Origin of the sequence: Streptomyces caatingaensis (assembly GCF_001187435.1) — a bacterium.
GTDB lineage: Bacteria > Actinomycetota > Actinomycetes > Streptomycetales > Streptomycetaceae > Streptomyces > Streptomyces caatingaensis.
Genome location: NZ_LFXA01000018.1, coordinates 292,160 through 310,680 on the forward strand (window position 1 = coordinate 292,160; position 18,521 = coordinate 310,680).

The 18,521-nt window shown below is 73.9% G+C and carries 19 protein-coding genes; 8 read left to right on the forward strand and 11 right to left on the reverse strand.

Going from position 1 to position 18,521, the window contains the following annotated elements; genetic code table 11:
- Positions 1 to 12: 12 nt before the first annotated feature.
- The 6 genes from AC230_RS27990 to AC230_RS28015 all read right to left on the reverse strand — a co-directional run bounded on the left by AC230_RS27990 (position 13) and on the right by AC230_RS28015 (position 5,544).
- Positions 13 to 390 carry a hypothetical protein gene (locus tag AC230_RS27990; RefSeq protein WP_049719146.1) on the reverse strand — a complete coding sequence of 126 codons (378 nt, stop codon included), beginning with the start codon at positions 388 to 390 and terminating at the stop codon, positions 13 to 15.
- Between the two features lie 143 nt (positions 391 to 533).
- Complete coding sequence (gene metG, locus AC230_RS27995) at positions 534 to 2,249, reverse strand: methionine--tRNA ligase (RefSeq protein ID WP_049719147.1); 1,716 nt, start codon at positions 2,247 to 2,249, stop codon at positions 534 to 536.
- Between the two features lie 125 nt (positions 2,250 to 2,374).
- Complete coding sequence (locus AC230_RS28000) at positions 2,375 to 2,623, reverse strand: DUF7848 domain-containing protein (RefSeq protein ID WP_422125647.1); 249 nt, start codon at positions 2,621 to 2,623, stop codon at positions 2,375 to 2,377.
- The gene (locus AC230_RS28005) at positions 2,620 to 2,823 is read right to left on the reverse strand and encodes a hypothetical protein (RefSeq protein ID WP_049719149.1); all 204 of its coding nucleotides are present in this window, start codon (positions 2,821 to 2,823) and stop codon (positions 2,620 to 2,622) included. The genes AC230_RS28000 and AC230_RS28005 overlap by 4 nt, the downstream gene beginning before the upstream one ends.
- A 168-nt stretch (positions 2,824 to 2,991) precedes the next feature.
- Positions 2,992 to 4,026: a VWA domain-containing protein gene (locus AC230_RS34430; RefSeq protein ID WP_078871631.1), complete on the reverse strand. Its 1,035-nt coding sequence runs from the start codon at positions 4,024 to 4,026 to the stop codon at positions 2,992 to 2,994.
- 120 nt (positions 4,027 to 4,146) lie between these two features.
- A complete protein-coding gene (locus AC230_RS28015; RefSeq protein ID WP_049719521.1) occupies positions 4,147 to 5,544 on the reverse strand; it encodes a carotenoid oxygenase family protein in 1,398 nt (465 codons plus the stop codon).
- A gap of 258 nt (positions 5,545 to 5,802) precedes the next feature.
- Here AC230_RS28015 and AC230_RS28020 point away from each other — a divergent pair, with 258 nt between their 5' ends.
- Positions 5,803 to 6,999: an alpha/beta hydrolase gene (locus tag AC230_RS28020; protein ID WP_049719150.1), complete on the forward strand. Its 1,197-nt coding sequence runs from the start codon at positions 5,803 to 5,805 to the stop codon at positions 6,997 to 6,999.
- Here the strand turns inward: AC230_RS28020 and AC230_RS28025 are convergent.
- On the reverse strand, positions 6,956 to 8,068 hold the full coding sequence (locus tag AC230_RS28025) for an alpha/beta hydrolase (RefSeq protein ID WP_049719151.1): 1,113 nt from the start codon (positions 8,066 to 8,068) through the stop codon (positions 6,956 to 6,958). The genes AC230_RS28020 and AC230_RS28025 overlap by 44 nt on opposite strands.
- Positions 8,069 to 8,792: 724 nt before the next feature.
- On the opposite strand from AC230_RS28025, the gene AC230_RS28030 reads away from it, so the two are divergent.
- Positions 8,793 to 9,485, forward strand: a complete 693-nt coding sequence (locus tag AC230_RS28030) for a ScbR family autoregulator-binding transcription factor (protein ID WP_049719152.1) — start codon at positions 8,793 to 8,795, stop codon at positions 9,483 to 9,485.
- Between the two features lie 4 nt (positions 9,486 to 9,489).
- Here the strand turns inward: AC230_RS28030 and AC230_RS28035 are convergent, their stop codons facing one another.
- The gene (locus tag AC230_RS28035; RefSeq protein WP_049719153.1) at positions 9,490 to 10,062 is read right to left on the reverse strand and encodes a TetR/AcrR family transcriptional regulator; all 573 of its coding nucleotides are present in this window, start codon (positions 10,060 to 10,062) and stop codon (positions 9,490 to 9,492) included.
- Between the two features lie 245 nt (positions 10,063 to 10,307).
- On the opposite strand from AC230_RS28035, the gene AC230_RS34780 reads away from it, so the two are divergent.
- From AC230_RS34780 to AC230_RS28055, 4 genes are all read left to right on the forward strand, one after another.
- Entirely contained in the window at positions 10,308 to 10,709 is a 402-nt protein-coding gene (locus tag AC230_RS34780; protein ID WP_049719154.1) for an acyl-CoA carboxylase subunit epsilon, read from the forward strand.
- 224 nt (positions 10,710 to 10,933) lie between these two features.
- On the forward strand, positions 10,934 to 11,326 hold the full coding sequence (locus tag AC230_RS28045; protein ID WP_049719155.1) for a rodlin: 393 nt from the start codon (positions 10,934 to 10,936) through the stop codon (positions 11,324 to 11,326).
- Between the two features lie 204 nt (positions 11,327 to 11,530).
- On the forward strand, positions 11,531 to 11,926 hold the full coding sequence (locus tag AC230_RS28050; protein ID WP_049719156.1) for a rodlin: 396 nt from the start codon (positions 11,531 to 11,533) through the stop codon (positions 11,924 to 11,926).
- Positions 11,927 to 12,052: 126 nt separating this feature from the next.
- A complete protein-coding gene (locus AC230_RS28055) occupies positions 12,053 to 12,787 on the forward strand; it encodes a nucleotidyl transferase AbiEii/AbiGii toxin family protein (protein ID WP_049719157.1) in 735 nt (244 codons plus the stop codon).
- A gap of 13 nt (positions 12,788 to 12,800) precedes the next feature.
- Here the strand turns inward: AC230_RS28055 and AC230_RS28060 are convergent, their stop codons facing one another.
- Together AC230_RS28060 and AC230_RS28065 are read right to left on the reverse strand one after the other, a co-directional pair.
- Positions 12,801 to 14,270 (reverse strand): helix-turn-helix domain-containing protein, encoded by a 1,470-nt coding sequence (locus AC230_RS28060; protein WP_049719158.1) that lies wholly within the window; start codon positions 14,268 to 14,270, stop codon positions 12,801 to 12,803.
- Positions 14,271 to 14,409: 139 nt separating this feature from the next.
- A complete protein-coding gene (locus AC230_RS28065) occupies positions 14,410 to 15,324 on the reverse strand; it encodes an SGNH/GDSL hydrolase family protein (protein ID WP_049719159.1) in 915 nt (304 codons plus the stop codon).
- 177 nt (positions 15,325 to 15,501) lie between these two features.
- Between AC230_RS28065 and AC230_RS28070 the strand changes: the two genes are divergently transcribed.
- Positions 15,502 to 16,695, forward strand: a complete 1,194-nt coding sequence (locus AC230_RS28070; protein ID WP_049719160.1) for a PucR family transcriptional regulator — start codon at positions 15,502 to 15,504, stop codon at positions 16,693 to 16,695.
- Between the two features lie 18 nt (positions 16,696 to 16,713).
- On the opposite strand, the gene AC230_RS28075 is transcribed toward AC230_RS28070, so the two are convergent.
- Positions 16,714 to 17,295: a TIGR03086 family metal-binding protein gene (locus AC230_RS28075; RefSeq protein WP_049719161.1), complete on the reverse strand. Its 582-nt coding sequence runs from the start codon at positions 17,293 to 17,295 to the stop codon at positions 16,714 to 16,716.
- Positions 17,296 to 17,430: 135 nt separating this feature from the next.
- Between AC230_RS28075 and AC230_RS28080 the strand changes: the two genes are divergently transcribed.
- The gene (locus AC230_RS28080) at positions 17,431 to 18,402 is read left to right on the forward strand and encodes a helix-turn-helix transcriptional regulator (RefSeq protein WP_049719162.1); all 972 of its coding nucleotides are present in this window, start codon (positions 17,431 to 17,433) and stop codon (positions 18,400 to 18,402) included.
- Positions 18,403 to 18,521: the final 119 nt, after the last annotated feature.

Genomic DNA, 18,521 nt, shown 5'->3' on the forward strand with positions numbered 1-18,521 from the left:
CGGGCCCCTCCGTCATATCAGCGCCCGCAGCTTGGGCAGCGGCTCCGGCGGGCAGCAGCCCGCCGCCGCGTGCACGGCGCGCGCGAGCCGCCGGGGGGTGAGGCGGTGCCCCCAGAGCACGGACCGCACGCCGTACTCCGTCACGGCCATCAGCTCCGTCTCGCCCAGCTCGTCGGCCACCACCACCAGCGGGGCCCACGACTCCCGCGTCCTGCGCCGCAGTTGCTCCGGGGCGTCCTCGTCGTGGCGCCCCAGCAGCAGGATCTCCACCGCCGCCGCGTCCCTCACCACCCGCACTTCGGGCAGCGTCCGCAGCTGACGGACGATCCTGGCGCGCCCCAACTCGTCGGTGGCGTGCACCTTCACGGTGATGCGATGGTCATCCAACACTGGTCCGGCACTTCCTTCGTCTTCCCCCATGGCTCAACACGCCACAGCCTGGCGCGCTGCGCTCAACGAACGATTGCCGAACGATCAACGGGCACGGCAAAGGGCCCGGAACGATGCGTTCCGGGCCCTTGCGGTCCGTCGGCTCAGGCCTCCTCGGCCCCGCCGAAGCGCTCCTTGTACGACGCCAGGTCCTCGTCGGAGATCTTGGCGAAGAGCACCGGCGGGACGGTGAACGGCGTCCCGGCCGGGACCAGCGACAGCGAGCGGGCCTCGTCCTGGGTGATCCACGTCCGCTCGTCGGCGGGCAGCGCGAACGCCGAGCGCATCGCGGCCGCGGACGCCGGGACGAACGGCTCGGAGACCACCGCGTACAGGTGGATCAGGTTCATCGCCGTGCGCAGCGTCAGCGCGGCGGCGTCCGGGTCGGACTTGATCTCCAGCCAGGGGGCCTTGGTCTCCAGGTAGGAGTTGCCCGCGCTCCACAGGGCGCGCAGCGCCTGCGCCGCCTTGCGGAACTGGAGGCACTCCATGTGCTCCTCGTACTCCGCGAGCAGACGGGCGACCTCCTGGCCCAGCGCCGCCTCGGCCGCGCCCGCCTCGTTGCCGGCCGGGACCGCGTCGCCGAACCGCTTGCGGGAGAAGGACAGCACGCGGTTGACGAAGTTGCCCAGGACGTCGGCCAGGTCCTTGTTGACCGTGGAGGCGAACAGCTCCCAGGTGAAGGAGGTGTCGTCCGACTCCGGGGCGTTGGCCATCAGGAAGTAGCGCCAGTAGTCGGCGGGCAGCAGCTCCAGGGCGGCGTCGGTGAAGACGCCGCGCTTCTGCGAGGTGGAGAACTTCCCGCCGTAGTACGTCAGCCAGTTGAAGGCCTTGACGTAGTCGACCTTCTTCCAGGGCTCGCGGGTGCCGAGCTCGGTGGCCGGGAACATCACCGTGTGGAACGGGACGTTGTCCTTCGCCATGAACTCGGTGTAGCGGACGTCGGTGGCGTCGTACCACCAGGACTTCCAGTCGCGGTTCTCCGGGTCCTGGTCGGCCCACTCCTTCGTCGCGCCGATGTACTCGACGGGCGCGTCGAACCAGACGTAGAAGACCTTGCCCTCGGCGGCCAGCTCCGGCCAGGTGTCGGCCGGGACGGGCACGCCCCAGTCCAGATCACGGGTGATCGCACGGTCGTTGAGGCCCTCGGTCAGCCACTTGCGGGCGATGGAGGAGGCGAGCACCGGCCAGTCCTTGCCGTGCTCGTCGATCCACGCCTCCACCTCGCCCTGGAGCTTGGACTGCAGCAGGAACAGGTGCTTGGTCTCGCGCACCTCCAGGTCGCTGCTGCCGCTGATCGCCGAGCGGGCGTCGATCAGGTCGGTCGGGTCGAGGACGCGGGTGCAGTTCTCGCACTGGTCGCCGCGGGCCTTGTCGTAGCCGCAGTGCGGGCAGGTGCCGACGATGTAGCGGTCGGGCAGGAAGCGGCCGTCCGCGAGCGAGTACACCTGGCGGATCGACCGCTCCTCGATGAAGCCGTTCTTCTGGAGCTGCCGCGCGAAGTGCTGGGTGATCTCCCGGTTCTCCGGGGAGGAGCTGCGGCCGAAGTAGTCGAAGTTCAGGCCGAAGCCGTCGTACACGGCCTTCTGGAGGTCGTGCTGCTGGGCGCAGAACTCGGCGACCGGGAGGCCGGCCTCCTTGGCGGCCAGCTCGGCCGGGGTGCCGTGCTCGTCGGTGGCGCAGATGTAGAGCGTCTCGCGGCCGGTCTGGCGCAGGAAGCGTGCGTAGACGTCCGCCGGGAGCATGGACCCCACCATGTTGCCCAGGTGCTTGATCCCGTTGATGTACGGAAGGGCGCTGGTGATGAGGTGTCGAGCCATTGCCGGCTGCTCCCTGGTCGGTGCTCGGGGTGACGGAGCCTGTGTTCACAGGCACCTTTAGCGTATCCGAGTACCAGGGGGCAGCCGCGCGGCGTTTTCCGCTCCGCAGGTCGTGGGCCCCGTGGTCAGACTCCCTGTGGCCGGTCCATCCAGGCCCGCCAGGGGCGCCTGATCAGCTCGCGGTAGGTGTGGTGCGACGGGTTGCGGCCCGCGTGCCGGAAGGTCCAGTGCTGGGCGTCGAGGAAGTCCTCGGCCGGCTCCGAGGCCGCGCCGCACACCACGCACTGCATCGCGTACGTCACCGGCTCGGCGTCGGGCTCGTGGTCGGGCTCCAGCGTCCAGGTGCCGAACAGGAAGACGCTGCGGGCGCTCACCGGCCGCACCCGGCCTCTCCCGCCCCCGCCGCGATCTCCTCCTCGGAGGGGAACCGGACGGCCGCCGGCGGACAGGACCACTCGATCCCGCCCCGCGGTGGTCGTAGCTGAACGTAACCGGCGTGGGTGTCCATGATCTGCCCGAGCCGGCCGGTGCGGGTGTCGATGACGTAGCTGCCGAGGGGGAATTCATCGTTCACACGGTAACGATGCCCACTTCGCGCCCTCCTGACCGGTGACGGAGGGTGATGTCGGAGGGCGTCGGGCTTACGCGGAGAGGTCGGCGGAACGGTCACTCTCCGTGTGGGCGCGCGGGGCGCGGGGACGGCCGGGGCCGCCCCCGCCGCAGGGGGGCCGGACGAGCCGGTTCAGCGGACGGTGCCCGCGGCGCGGGCCCGGTCGAGCCAGGCCGCGAAGCCCTCCGTCAGGCCGCGGTAGAGCTCCTCGTCCCGCAGGGCGCGCGGGTCGCGGCCGGCCGGGAAGAAGCCGGTGTTGTCCACGGCCGGCCAGTCCTCCAGTCCGCGCAGGAACTCGAAGCCCCGGCCCGCCGGTTCGCCGAACCCGACGAACTGCCAGAAGACCGGCAGCCCGGCGCTCTCGCGCAGCGCCTTCTCCGCCTCCGCCCGGCTGGAGGGCCCGCCGTCGGTCTGGAAGACGACGAGCGCGGGGACGTCGGCCCCGGAGGCGCGGTGCTGGTCGAGGACGGCGCGCATGGCCAGGTGGTAGTTGGTGCGGCCCATGTGCCCGTAGGAACCGTGCAGTTCCTGGACGCGCCCGCGGTAGCGGTCGAGGCCGAGCTCGCAGACGCCGTCCACCTCGGTGGAGAAGAAGACGACGGGGACGGTGCCGTCGTCGTCGAGGTGGGCGGAGAGCGCGAGCACCCGCTCGGCGAGGTGCTGGACGCTGCCGTCGCGGTAGTGGCCGCGCATCGAGCCGGAGCGGTCGAGCACCAGGTGGACCGCGGCCCGCCGGCCGGCCAGGCCCTGCGCGCGCAGCGCGTCACCGGCCTTGCGGTAGAGGCCGGCCAGGCCGGGGGCCGTGCGGAGGACCGTGTCCAGGCCCGTGGTGGCCGGTGCGGCCGCGGGGCCGGACGACCGGCGGTCCGGGGCGGGCTCGGGCTCGGGGCGCGGCGCGGGCTCCGGTCCGGGGACGGGGTGCGGGCCGGGCATCGGCGGTACGGGCTCGGGCTCGGGGACCGGCTCGGGGCCGGGCACCGGTCCGGGGACGGGACCGGGCGGGACGGGGGAGAGCGGGCCGGGGTCGGGGATGCGGTCGCCGGTGGGCTGGGCGGGGACGGAGGGGGCGGCGGGGACGGGGGTGCCCTGCTGGGGGAGGGCGGGTGTCCCGCTCCCCGGCTCCTTGGGGCGGCCGAACGCGTTCCGCAGCAGGCTGCGAAGTCCCATGAGGAGAAATCCTTACCTTTGTCCGGAATGTACCGACTGGGGGTGACGGTAAGGCTAGCCCCAACGCCCCGTCAGGCCCCCGGGAACGTCCCGTATACCCGGCGCCGTCCCACGGATCCCCTACACCCCGGCCCCGTACAAGGGATCGGGGATCCAGTTGCCGTGCGCCCCCACGGGCACCCGCACCGGCAGGTGCACCCGGGCGACCGGCCCGGCCGCGAAGTCGCCGGCCGCGATCACCAGCAGGTCGCTGGCCGCCCGCCCGGCGTCGTACGCGAACGCCAGCACCCAGCCGTCGTCCTCGGCCGCCCCCGGCGCGGCGGGCACGAAGACGCCCTCGCCGACGTCCCCGCCGGGCGGGACCGGGTGCTCCTCGCAGGTGCCGCGCGCCAGGTCGTACTTGAGCAGCCCGCGGCCGAACCCGGCCCGGCCGGGGTCCGTCCGCTCGTGCACCGCGTACGCGTAGCGGTGGTCGGCGGTCAGCCGCCGGGGATCGACGCGCGGCAGCTCCACCGGCCGGTCGTCCAGCCGCTCGCGGCGCACCGTCCCTGCGGCCGGGTCCACCGTCCACCGCTCCAGGTGGGCCGGGCGGGCGCCGCCGGGCCCCGCGGCGAAACGCCCCTCGGAGAAGCGCTCGTCGGCGAAGCGGTCGTGGCGGACGAGGTGGACGGTGATCACCCCGTCCCGCTCGTGGGCGTTCGCCGTGTGGAAGACGAAGCAGGGGTCGGTCTCCAGCCAGCGCACCTCCTCCGGACCGCCCTCGCGCGGCAGCACCCCGAGCCGGGCCGGGCGCCCGGGGTCCCAGCCGAAGCCGTGGCCCCCGGACCCGTCGGAGAAGGCGACCGGAAGGTCGTAGAGCAGCACGTGGCGGGCGGTGAGCGAGAAGTCGTGCATCATCGGCCGCCCCTCGACGGGCACGTCGACGTGGTGCCGCACCCGGCCGTCCACCCCGGCGACCAGGTACTGCGCGGACGGCCGCGCCGGACAGTACGCCACGGCGTGCAGCTCGCCGCTCGCCGGGTCGACCACGGTGTGCGCGGCGAACCCGCCGGGCAGCGTCCCGTGGAAGTCGAACGGCCCGACGGTGTCGAGCTCCGAGTCCAGCTCGTAGGGCAGGGCGCCGCCCTCGACCAGGGCCAGCAGGTGCCCGGCGAACCGCTGGACGTGGGTGTTGGGCGCGAAGTCCACCAGGTGCCGCGGCCCGTGCAGCACCTTCTCGCCCAGGTGCCGGGCGACGGCGTCGGAGCGGACCCAGCGGTTGCGGTACCAGGCGGCGCGGCCGTCGCGCAGCCGCACCCCGTGCACCATGCCCTCGCCGGCGAACCAGGGCCGCCCGGCGGCGTCCCCGGCGCACAGCGGATTGGGCCCGTTGCGCAGGTAGCGGCCGCGCAGGGCGTCCGGGATCCGGCCGGTCACCGGGAGGTCGAACGCGGTGACCTCCTCGTGGACCGGGGCGAAGAGGCCACCGGTGAGGGGATGCGCGCCCTTCGTCCCCGTCGTCACGCCCTGGTCCGCCATGTCGCCCACCCCCGCCGGTGTCCCGGTCCGTCCCCTCGGAGCCTTCCCTCCACCATCGGGCGGAAGGCCCGGTTCGGCCACCCCGCGGCGGGGGTGTCCGGGGCGGGAACGGCGGGGGAAGCGGGGGCGGCGCGCCGGACAAGCGGCGGGGAAGAAATGCGGACAGGGCAACCCCTGCGGCCGTTTCCGGCCTCTTATCCGTCGAGCATCGCCGATACGGACACGAGTACGCACGTCCGGGCAGGGAGTGAGAACCGCATGGGCCTGACCAGCAGGTCGCTGTTGTACACGGTGGCCTTCGCCGCCGTGTTGTGCGTGGCGCTCATGGTGTGGGTCTGGCCGCGGCTCTCCGGGAAGGGGCCGCTGCCCGTCCTCGGCCGGCTGGGCTCGATCCTCCTCACCCAGCTGTCGATCATGGCGGTGGTGCTGCTCGCGGTCAACGCCAACGTCGGCTTCTTCGGCACCTGGAACCAGCTCCTCGGCAGGGTCGACAAGGCGCCGGTCAACGTCGTCGAGATGAACACGGGCGGGCCCCGCGCCACGGTCGACGAGTCGCGGAACGGCCTGATCCAGCCCACCGACGGCGAGAACGTGGAATCCTTCCCCGGCTACCCCAAGGGCCCCGAGGACAAGGTCGGTGCCATCCGCTCCGTGCGCGTCATCGGCAAGCGTTCGCAGGCGGTCAACCCGGCCTACGTCTACCTGCCCCCGCAGTACTTCCAGAAGCAGTACCAGCGCACCCGCTTCCCCGTCATGGTCGCCGTCAGCGGCTACCCGGGCGGCCGCGCCAGCGTCGCCCGCAACCTCCGGGTGCCGCTCAACGCGGCCCGCCTGCTGGAGGAGAAGAAGATGAGCCCCACGGTGATCGTGATGCTCGCCCCCACGATCGCCTCGCCGCGCGACACCGAGTGCGTGGACGTCCCCGACGGCCCGCAGGCCGAGACCTTCTTCACCAAGGACCTGCCCGAGGCGCTGCGCAGCGCCTACCGGGTCGGCGACCACGCCACCTCCTGGGGCGTCCTCGGCTACTCCTCCGGCGGCACCTGCGCCCTCCAGCTCGCCCTGCGCGCCCCGGAGGTCTACCCGGTCGCGGCCTCCCTCTCCGGCGACTTCCGCATCAAGAACGACATCGCCACCGGCAACCTCTTCGGCTCGGGCGACAAGGCCGAGGAGCGCAAGCGCGAGCACGACCTGATGTGGCGCCTGGAGAACAAGCCGGTGCCGCCGGTCTCGCTGCTCGTGGCCACCAGCCGCAAGGGCGAGAAGAACTACGAGGCGACCGAGCAGTTCGTCCGCGCCGCCCAGGGCAAGGGGATGGACGTGGCCCAGATCGTGCTCCCCGAGGGCAGCCACGGGTTCAAGACCTGGCAGCAGGAGATCGGCGAGACGATGAGGTGGATGAGCCGGAAGCTCACCTTCCCGCAGGACGTCCAGGACCGCCCGAAGAAGCACTGAACGGCCCCGGCCCGCCCGGCAGTTGGGCGGCGAGCCAGGCGAACGCCTCCGGGTACAGCGTGGACCACGTCCGGTAGTTGTGCCCGCCCTTGTCGAGGAGCATGGTCTTCAGCCGCACCCGGCTCCCGGACGCGGCCCGCTGGAACTCCTCCAGATAGGACGGCGGGCTGTCGCGGTCCTGGCGCGAGGTGGCCAGGAACAGCGCGGCCTCCGCCCGGGAGTGGGCGACCAGCCAGGTGGGGCTGTTGCGTTCGCGCAGGACGGGGTCGGTGAGGGCGCCGCCGTCGCCGTTGAGCGGATCGGGGTCGAGGGCCGCGCCCGCGGCGAAGACCCGCGGGAACTGCAACGGCAGCTTGGCCGCGCAGAACCCGCCGGTGGAAATCCCCAGCAGCCCCCACGACTTGGGCTGCGGCGCGGCGCGGAAGTGCCGCCGGACGAGATCCGGCACGTCCTGCGAGAGCCAGGTCGCCACGTTGCGCCCGCCCGCGTCCGAGCAGTCGGTGTCCCGCCCGCCCGGGTTGATCACGGGGACGGCGAGGATGAACGGACGGGTGGTGCCCTCCGCGAGGAGCTTCCGGTACGCCCTCGGCATCCGGCCCTGCTCCGTCCACGACTGCGGCGACCCGGGCACCCCGTGCAGGAGCATGACCACCGGGAAGGCCGTCCGGCGGTAGCGCGGCTCGTCGTACTGCGGCGGCGTCCAGATCATCACCTGGCCCGACAGGGCGGAGCGGGTGCCGCGGAAGTACGTCTCCCGCATGCCGTTGTCGTCCTTGGTGAAGGTGGCGTGCTCGGCCGGCGGGCCCTGCATCGCCACCGGCCCGGCGCCGTCGGTGCGGCCCAGCAGGTCGTCCCAGGAGGCGTAGAGGCCGTAACTGGTGTTGATCCAGGCGGCCACCACGCAGATCGCGGTGGCCTGGCAGAGGAGGATCAGGGCCAGGCGTGCCCCCCAGCGCACCGGGGCCGGGCCCGGGATCCGCGTCCACAGCAGCAGGACGGCCAGCACGGCCAGGACCGCCGCCGACACCAGCAGGGCGAGGAAGGCGTTTCCGGTGAGGCTGAGAGTCATCCGTCGCGATCTCCCTCGAAGCGGTCGCCGGCGAAGGACGGCAGGGCCGACCATAACGACGAAGCGTGCGGGAATCGGCCGTAACGGAGGACGAGAACCCGGATGGGTCCGGGAAGCGGAGGGAAGTGAAGGGAAGCGGAGGAAAGCGGAGGAGCAATCCTCAAGTCCTGCTCAGACTTTCGATCGTTCCGTGGTGTGACCGTCTGAACACGAGTAGTTTCCCCGGCAGGGCGGTCCGAGCCGTCGGACGCCGTCTGGGAGGCGTGATGGCATCCATGACGCACAAGGAACGAAAGACCGTTGTCGTACTGGCCCTCATCGTGATCGCGATTGTCTGCTACATGATCGGCAACATTCAGCCCTGATCGCACGACCCCCGCGCGCACGGCCCGGGACGGAGACATACCGTCCGGTCCACCGTGCCCGCCGGCCCCCGGCCCGCCCACGGGTGGCTTTCGGCCGGGCGGAGGGCCGCCTTCCCCGGCCGGCGGCCCCTCCGCCCGTCGCCCGCGCCCCGTCCGCACGGCACCGCACGGCACCGGCGGGGGCGCTCACCGGCCCCGTGGACATGGCCGGTTCGCCGTCCTCCGCTGACGAGGTCCGGCTGCGTAGGCTCGTCGGGCGGGCCCGGCGCCCGCGGCGACGGGGATGCGGACGCGTCGGTTTGATTCCGGTGGAGGTGCCGGCGCACCACGGGGGCGGACCAGCGATTCGGAGGCGGACCGTGGCGAAGCAGGACCGGGCGATCAGGACCCGCCGGACCATCCTGGAGGCTGCGGCGGCGGTCTTCGACGAACGGGGCTACGAGGCCGCCACGATCACCGAGATCCTCTCCCGCGCCGAGGTGACCAAGGGCGCGCTCTACTTCCACTTCGCCTCCAAGGAGGACCTCGCCCACGCCGTCATCGACGCCCAGCTCCTCGACGCCCCCCGGCTGCCCGAGCCCCCGCCGGCCTCCCGCATGCAGCGACTCGTCGACCTCGGCCTGGTGTTCGCGCACCGCATGAGGGACGACCCGCTGCTGCGCGGCAGCGTCCGGCTGACCCTCGACCAGGGCCCCTCCGGCATCGACCGCGGCGGCCCCTTCCGGGGCTGGACGCGGCTGCACGCCCGGGTCCTGGCCGAGGGCAAGGAGCGCGGCGAGGTGCTCCCGCACGTGGTGCCGGCCGACACCGCCGAGCTGATCGTCGGCGCCTACGCCGGGATCAACACCATGTCCCAGGCCGTCAGCGGCCGCGCCGACCTGGAACGCCGGGCCATCAGCCTCTACGAGCACATCATGCCGAGCATCGCCGTCCCCTCCGTCCTGGCCCGCCTCGACCTGGCGCCCGGCCGCGGCGCCCGCGCGCTCGCCGAGGCCGAACGGCTGCGCGCCGCCGGGCCGCCGCCGGCCTCCGCCCCCGTCGCCGTGGGCTGACCGCTCACCCGGCGGCGGCCGTCTCCAGCACCTCCAGGGCCACGGCCAGCGTGGCGAGACGCTTCTCCTCCGGGTCACCCGCCACGTCGTCCAGCGCCAGCGCCCCGAAGTGCACCGTGAACAGGGCGCTCGCCAGCCGGACTTGGGCGTCCAGGCCGTCCTCGCCCGCCCGCATCAGCCGCGACAGCCGCGTCACCCGCTCCCGCAGCCGCCCTCCGATGCCGAGGGCCCGCAGGGACGCCTGGTTCTCCTGGAGGATGCGGAACACGGGGGCCGCCCCGCGCAGCTTCTCGCTGTAACGGCACAGCAGTTCGCGCTTGGCCCCGGGCGTCGGCGGCTGTGCCTCGCCCCACGCGATCAGCTCGTCCACGGGCCCGCCGACCTGGTCGGAGATGGCCGCGAGGATGTCCTCCTTCGTCTTGAAGTGGTAGTAGAGCGCCGCCTTGGTGACCCCGAGCCGCTCGGCGATCTCCCGCAGGGAGGTCTTCTCGTAGCCGCGGCTGACGAAGAGGTCCAGCGCGGTGCGCTGGATGCGTTCCCGGGTGTCGCTCCTGCGCGTGTGGGGGGTGCTGCCCATTGGTCCCTGCTCTCCTTCGGTCCGCCGTGCCCGTGTTCTCGTACCGCCGTGCCCTCGCCGTCGTCGGGCGCGCCCCTCTCTTCGGGTTCCCCCGGCCATACATCCTCGGGAGGACGGTCACAACTTCCCTGCGCCGCACGCCCCGTGGACGTCACGGCCCCCAACGCGCCTGCCGGCAGGCCGCGCTGGCGCCCCGTGCCGCACCGCACCGCCGTGAGGTCCAAGTCGCCCCTTTTGAGCGGGAGATGAGCGGCGCCGGCGCCGCCTGCCGCGCCGCGGCCGCGGTCCCCGCCCCCGGCGGCCGCGCGGGGCGGTTCATCCGGACGCGCGATCCGGGCTGCGACAGGCCCGTCACCCGTTCGGACGTACCGAGGTTCCTCCGCTGCCGCCACCGGGAGACGGTGGAAGGGAGGCACCGGCAGGAAGCGTGGAACGCCATGGACGACCCGCTCGTACGCGTCGAGAAGGGGGCCGCCGGCCGCGAGGAGCTGGCCGCCGTGACCGCGGTGCTCCTCGCCTGCGCCGCCGCGGGCACCGGCCTCCCGCTGTCCGGGGACTTCTCCGCGTACGGACTGCTGCGCACCCCCGCCCACTGGCACCCCTCGGGTTTCGCCTCCCCGATCAGCTGGCGGCACCGGACCGGCTGAGCCGACGGCCTTTTCACCCGCAATTCCGATTGCCGTACCGCGGCGTCCGCGAAATGCGCGCGGACCAGCCGCTTTTCGTACGGACGGCATTCCGTGGAATTGCCCGGCGGGGCGGCCCGGCACACTGGCTCGAATGAGTGAAAGCCCGGAACCTCTCTTCCGGGGCGGGAGTTGTTCAGTTCGCTTTCTCAGTGGGGGCGCTACACGATCGAAAGGCTAATCACGTGCTCAAGAAGGTACTCGCCACGACCGCCATGACGGTCTCCACGGTCGGCGCCGTCAGCGCCCCGGCGATGGCCCTCAGTAACGACCAGGACGTGGCCAACGCCAACGGCGCGAAGACCGGCTACGGCAACACCAAGACAGGGGGCAAGGAAAGCCCGCAGATGAGCCTGATCCAGGGCACGCTCAACAAGCCCTGCATCGCCATCGGCAAGCTGGGTCTCCAGTCGGTGCTGGCGCTCATCAACGTCGGCGTCCAGGACGTGCCGATCCTCACGTCGCAGCAGCAGCAGCAGTGCACCGACAACTCGACGATCAACGACGGGGACGACCAGCTGTCGCACCTCATCGACGACATCCCGATCATCTCGGGCAACGGTTCGGCCAACGGCTGATCCCGGAAGCGAGCACGGGATTCCCCCTGCGGCGGGTGTGCGGGACCTGCGGCAGGGGGTTTCCGTTTGTTTCTCCCGGTTGTTTCTCCCGGGACTCCCCGGCCGAACCCTCTCTGGGCCGAATGAATGAAAACCGATGACTTTCCCCGGGCGCGCGGGTTGGGCAAGTAGCGCTCGTAAACCGACCAGAGCGAAGGAACCATCGTGATCAAGAAGGTAGTGGCCACGGCCGCACTGACGGCGTCCGCAGTCGGCGGGTCCGCCATCCCCGCGCTGGCAGCCGGCCCCGGCGGCGACGACGTCGCCAATGCGAACCAAGCCGTCCAGATGTACGGCAACACCTACACCGGCGGTTACATGAGCCCGCAGATGGGCCTGATCAACGGCTCGTTCAACAAGCCGTGCATCGCCATCGGCAAGCTGGGCGCCCAGTCGCTCATCGGCCTGTTGAACGTCGGACTGCAGGACGTGCCGATCCTCTCCTCGCAGCAGCAGCAGATGTGCACCGAGAACTCGACGATCAACGACGGGGACGACCCGCTGTCGCACATCCTGGACAACATCCCGATCATCTCGGGCAACGGTTCCAAGAACGACTGACGCCCGGCGCCGCACCGGCCGCCCCCGGGATCCCCGGGGGCGGCCTCGGCGTGCGCCGCGGGCCCCGGCGGCCGTACCGGAGAACGCGGCCTTACCGAGAATGCGGCGGTACCGGAGAATGAGGGCATGCCCCCCGCCACCGGCACGCCGGACCCCGCGGCCGGCTCCCCGGAGCCGCCCTCGACGCACCTGCGGCTGATCGCCGACGCGCTCTCCGTCGGCTCGCCGTACTCCCTCGTCCTCGCCGGCGGCTACGCGGTGCGGGCGCACGGGCTGACGAACCGGGCGAGCGCCGGCGTGGCCCTCGCCACCGAGTCGCAGGCCGCGATGGCGGACATCGCCGCCGGCGTCCGCGCCGGGCTGCGCGAGCGCGGCTGGCGGGTGCGCGACGTCGAGGCCGGGCCGCTCTCGGCGCGGCTGGCCGTCACCGACCCCGACGCCGGCGAGGAGTGCCCGCTCGACCTCCTCAAGGAGACGATGTGGCGCCCGCCCGTCCCCACCCCGCTCGGCCCCGCCCTCGCGGCGGAGGACGCCGTGGGCACCAAGGTGCGCGCCCTCGCCGAACGGGGCCTGCCCGGTGACCTCGTCGACGTCCACGGCGCGGCCGCCCGCTGGCCGGCCGCCGAGCTGGAGGAGTTCGGCCGCCGGCACGCGCGCGGCCCCGGGGACTTCGACCTCGCCGACCTGCGGGCCCGGCTGGAGGGGGCCGAGTGGATGGACGACCGGGCCTTCGCCGCCCACGGCCTGGACGCGCGGGCCGTCGACGGGCTGCGCCGCTGGGCGCAGCAGTGGGCCGACGACCTCGGCGAACGGCTCGTCGAGGAGGCGCCGTACGAGGACGACGGGATCGGGGACGCCTGAGCGCCCCGCGCGTTCACCGGCGGGCGTAGTCCGGGAGCTGCTCCCACGTCCTCGTGTCGAACCGGTAGGCGTACTGCGGCCGTTGCCTCACCGCGCTGGTGCGGAACGGCCGCCCGTGGTCGTCGATGCGCAGCGTGCCGCGCCGGTCGCCGCTGCTCCAGTCCAGCTCCAGGTACCAGCTGACGTCGTGGGCGTCGGTGTGCGCCAGTACCTTCAGCACTTCCGGGTCGGTCGAGGACGCCTTGTAGGGGAAGTCCCTGGCCGGGATCACGATGTCGCCCTGCCGCCCGCTCACGGGGCGCGCGGCGGGGCGGTCGCGGTCGAGGTCCACGTCGAAGTGCTCGGGGGTGACGCCGCCCCCGCAGCCGTCGCCCATCGCGTACGCGGACCAGTCCAGCGGCGGCCGGCGCCCGCCCACCGTCCGGACGCGCAGCGCGTGCAGGACCACGGCCTTCCGCTCCTTGCCCTGGACGGTCACCTCGATCCGCATCCTGCCGCCGGGCACGGCGCTCATCGCGGCCCGCCAGCCGCCGGCGTCCGCGTCGCCGGCCGGGGGCGCGGCGACCGCGCCGGGCTGCCGGCCCGACACGTACAGGGTGTCGCACCGCTCGTCCCCCAGGTCGTCCATGCGGACGGTGGCGGTCAGGGGGACGTCGGGGCGGGGGGAGGGGCGGGTGGGGGAGTCGGGGGTGCGCCCCGGGTTCCGGGAGCCGGGCGGGCTGTCGGGCGGGTTGCCGGGAACGTCCGGTTCCGCGCCGGGGGACGGGGGGTGCGGGGTGGTGGACGGCGGGAACAGGCCGTCGTGCAGCGGGAATTCACCGGGCGGCGTGGCCGGGGAGGGAGTGGCGGAGGGCACGTCGGCCGTCCCGGACGGTCCGCCGGGGCGCGGTGTCCGCCACGCGCCGTCCGCCTGCGGCCGTGCGCTGCCGCCCCGGGCCCGGTCGCCGTGCGACCTCTCCAGCGAACAGCCGGCCAGGACGGCGCCGGGCACGACGACGGCGGCGACCCCGGCCACGAGGAGGGCGCGCCGGAGGCGGGGGGTGTTCTGTGGGGGGAGTTCGGTGGTCGTGGTGGTGGCCGGGGCGGCCTTCGCGTCGGCTGTGGCGGTCGTGGCGGCCGTTGTGCCGGTCCCGGCTGTCCCGTCAGGCGTGGCGGCGGTCGTGTCGGTCGCGGCCGTCGTCGGGGCCGCGGCGCCGCCGGCAGCGGGGAGTGCTTTCCGTCGGCGGGCGTCGTCGGCGACGATCCACCGGCGGTGCAGTGCGACGAGCTCCTCGCGGTCGGCGCCGCAGAGGCGGGCGAAGCGCTCCACAGGGGCGAACTCCGTCGGCACGGCCGCGCCGCTGCAGTAGCGGTGGACGGTCGACGTGCTCATGTGCAGCCGCTTGGCCAGGGTTCCGTAGCTGTGCCCGGAACGTTCCTTCAGCTCGCGGAGCCGTTCCGCGAACGCCGCTATGCCCTCGGTTCCCTCGGTCCCCTCGGCCATTCCCGTGCTGTCTCCCCGTCCCCGGACCGCGTTGCAGGGCGCGGCATTTCCCCTGGTCCGGACTATATGCGGCCGTTCCGCCTCCTTCCGGGGAGCGCCGCGCCGTGCCGCGGGATCGCGCCACGGCGCGGCACCGGGGTCAGTGCCCGAGGGTGCGCAACACCGCGTCGGCCATGGCGCGCTCGCCGGTGGCGTCGGGGTGGAGCGGCAGGGTGGGCGACGCCGGGAGGAGGCCCGCGACCCAGGGGTCGGCGGAACAGGCGTCGTGGCCCTCCGTGGGGCCGAGGGTGTCGACGTAGGCGGCGCCGCCGGCCGTGGCGGCGCGGGAGACCATGGAGTTGAGCTTGTCGAGGACGGACCGCAGGTAGGCGGTGTCGCCGGTGGTGGTCGGCAGCTTGCCGGCGCACCGCTTCGTGTCGGTGGGGATCACCGACGGGTAGCCGACGACCAGGACCCGGGCCCGCGGCGCCCGGTCGTGGATCGTCCGCAGCGCCTGTGTGAGCCGGGGCGCGGCCGCGTCGAGGCGCTGGGCGAGGGTGTCCTTGTAGTAGTCGCGGCAGGGCGCGCCGAAGGGGTTCGTGGGGGCGAGGGCGGTGCAGACGGCGACGGCGTCCACGAAGCCGAGGTCCGAGGTGCCGAGGTTGTTGCCGCCGACGGTGACGGTGACGAGGCGGGTTTCACGTGAAACGGCGTTCAGCTGGGGGCCGTTGACGGGTATCCCGGCGTCGGTCTGGGTCTCGGTCAGCGCGTTCACCTTGGCCGCGGCGCAGGTCACGTCCTGGTACGCGGACGAGCGGAGGCTCGCGGCCACCAGGTGGCCGTAGTTGTGGTCGGAGCGCAGGCACAGACCGCCGGAGGCGGCGGGTATCCCGGCGCCGGCGGCGTACGAGTCGCCGAGCGCGACGTACGCCCCGGCGCCGGACCCCTCGGCGGCCCGGGCCGGGACGGCCCACGGCGCGAGGGCGGCGGCGAGGAGGGCGCCGCCGGTGAGGGCGGAGCGCCAACGGTGCGTCCCGGCACGGTGGTTGGTGCGCTTCGTTGCGGCTCTGGGCACGGTTCCTCCAGAGGAGGGAGGGGGAACGGTGGGACGAAACCGGCCGGTAACGTTGCCGGTATCGTCGCGGCGCCCCGCCTCGTGAACCATGTGCGGGACCACAGGAATCGCGGCCGTCCCTTTGTCCCCGCGCACAACAACACCCATGACGCGGTGGGGCTTTGTAACCTGCCGGTCATGAGCAGCGCACCCGAACCGCCGCCCGAGGTCGCCCCCGCCGCGGCCGCGCTGCTGGCCCGCGCGCCGGCCCTCGCCGAGGGCATGGCCCGCCGCATACGGGCCCAAGTGACGTACTACGGAAGCGCGGAGCGCGTCCCGTCCGCCGAACTCCTCGCCTCCTGCCGGCGCAACGCCGAACTGGTTCTGGGGCAGTTGGCCCACGGCCGCGGCGCCGGCATGGAGTCGGCCCGGCGGACGGGCCGGGAGGGCGCCCGGCGGGGCGTCCCGCTGGCCGAGCTGCTGCACGCCTACCGGGTCGGTTCCGAGTACCTCTGGTCCGCCCTGGCGGCCGAGGTCTGCGGTGCCGACGGCGTCACCGTGGAGAGCGTCACCGCGCTGGCCGCCTGGTGGGTGCGGGAGGGGCTCGCGGCGGCGTCCGGCGACGCGTACCGCGAAGCCGCCACGGAGATGGCGCTCCAGCGCGAACGGGAACGGTCCGCCCTGGCCGAGGCCCTGTTCACCGGGATGCTCACCGACCGCACCACGCTCTGGGAGGCGGCCCACGCGCTCGGCCTGCCCACGGAGGGGCCGTACGTCGTCGTGGCCGCCGAGGTGCCCGCCCCCGGCCGCGAGGCCCTGCCCGGCGTCGAACCCCGCCTCCGGGCCGAGGACGCCCGCTCGGCCTGGCGCCTGCTGCCCGGCCTCCAGGTCGGCGTCGTCGCCCTGCCCGGCCCCGACGCCGAGGAGGCGGTGCTGGGCGTCCTCGGCCGGAGCGCCGCCTCACGCGTCGGCGTCAGCCCGCCCTACCGGCCGCTCCGCGAGACGCCCCGGGCGCTGCGCCTGGCCCGCCTGGCCCTGGCCGGGGCGGCGGGGGCGGCGCCGGGTGTGGCCCGGTTCGCGGAGAGTCCCGTCTCCCTGCTGGTCGCGGCGGCCCCGGAGGAGGCGGCCCGCGCCGCCGACACCGTCCTCGCCCGCGTCCGCGCCCTCCCTCCCGCCGAGCGCGACCGGCTGCTGGACACGCTGGAGCGCTGGTTCGCCGGCGGGGGCTCGGCCGCCGCGGCCGCCCGCCTCCTGTACTGCCACCCCAACACCGTCCGCTACCGTCTGCGCCGGCTCGAGGACCTCACCGGACGCTCCCTCTCCGACCCCCGCTCGGTGGCGGACCTGGCCGTGGCCCTGTGCGCCCTCCGCCTCCTCCCGGCCGACGACTGACCTGCCGCGCGGCGCCGTTCAGACCTCGCGGCCCAGCCAGGCCGCCAGCCGCCCGTACACGTCCGCGCCCTCCGGGGCGGGCCGCACCGGGCCGAACGGCACCCCCTCGCCGCGCCGTTCGGCCGGCATGATCCGCTGCGCCCACTCCAGCGCACACGCACCGAGCTCCTCGTCGAGCGGGAACGGGTCGCCGAGGGCCCGGGACAGGTCCCACGCGTGGGCGGCCATCTCCATCACGCACCCCGAGAAGAGGTAGTCCCGCCCCGACAGCGCGCCCCACGGCACGGTGACCGGCATGTCGAGCCTGGCGTCGTCCGCCCAGGCCGCCGCCAACCGGGCGCGGGCCGCGTCGAAGGCCGCGGCCCAGCCGTCGTCCGGCACGCCCTCGGGCGGCGTGATCCGGCCCGCCACCCGGCCGGTCTCGCCGATCGCCGCGAACGCGTGCGCCCCGCCGGTCAGGTGCCCCACCAGGGCACGCACGTCGAAGTCCTCGCACGGGGTGGGGTCGTCGTACCGCCCCGCGGGGACGGCCGCGATCAGACGCGCCAACTGCTGCGCGGCGCGGGCGAGAAGGGGGCGCGGGTCGGTCGTGGTGTCCATCGGCGGTGTCCTCCGTCAGTGATCTCCGTGAGCGGTCGAGGGGAGTCTGCGCACATAAGCTGACACCTGCCGTCAACTTTTCCGACGGCTCACGACAAGGTCCACGGCAGAGCGCACCACCAGAGGAGAAACCAGGTGAAATCCGACCGGCTGCTGTCGGTCCTGCTGCTCCTGCAGACCCGCGGCCGGGTGACCGCCGCCGAGCTGGCCCGGCGCCTGGAGGTGTCCGTCCGCACGGTCTACCGCGACGTCGAGGCCCTCTCCGCCGCCGGCGTCCCCGTCTACGCCGAGCGCGGCCGGCACGGCGGCATCGCCCTGCTCCCCGGCTACCGCACCGACGTCACCGGCCTCACCGCCGACGAGGCCCGCGCCCTCTTCGTCCTCGCCGCGCAGGGCGGCGCCCACGCGGCCCTCGGCCTGGACGGGGCGCTCGGCTCCGCCCTGCGCAAGGTGATGGCCGCCCTGCCCGCCCCGCACCGCCCGGCCGCCGAGGCGACCAGCCGCCGCATCCTCGTCGACCCGGTGCGCTGGATGCCCGGCCCGGCCCCCGACGCCGGCCCCGGCGAGCTCCCCGACGCCGTCTTCGCCGACCGGCGCCTGCGGCTGCGCTACCGCCACGGCGGCACCACACGGCCACGCACCTACACCGTCGACCCCTACGGCCTCGTCGCCAAGGCGGGCGTCTGGTACCTGGTCGCCGACCACCGCGGCCGGCCCCGCCTCTTCCGCGCGGACCGCGTCGTCGCCGTCACCGTCACCGCGGACGCCGTGCGCCGCCGCCCCGGCGCCGAGCTGGCCGACGTCTGGGAGACGCTGCGCCGCCAGGTCGAACAGCGCCCCACCGACATCCTCGTCACCGCCCGCGTCCGCCGCTCCCGCCTCGACATGCTGCTGCGCCTGCGCGGCCACCAGCTGACCGGCCCCCCGACCGAGGGCGATCCCGCGACCGTCGAGTTCGCCTTCCCCGCCCCCGACGCGGCCCTGACGCTCCTCGCCTTCGGCCGCGACGTGGAAGTGCTCTCCCCGCCCGAGGTCCGCGACTCCCTGGCCCGCACGGCGGCGGAGGCGGCCACCCTCTACGGCCCGCCCAACGCCCGCACCCCATGAGCCCGTTGGCCCCGACGGAGCCGGACAACGCACAAGGCCCAGGTCGATGACCTGGGCCTTGCCGAGAAGAGCGGGCGACGAGAATCGAACTCGCGCTCTGAGCTTGGGAATCACGGGTC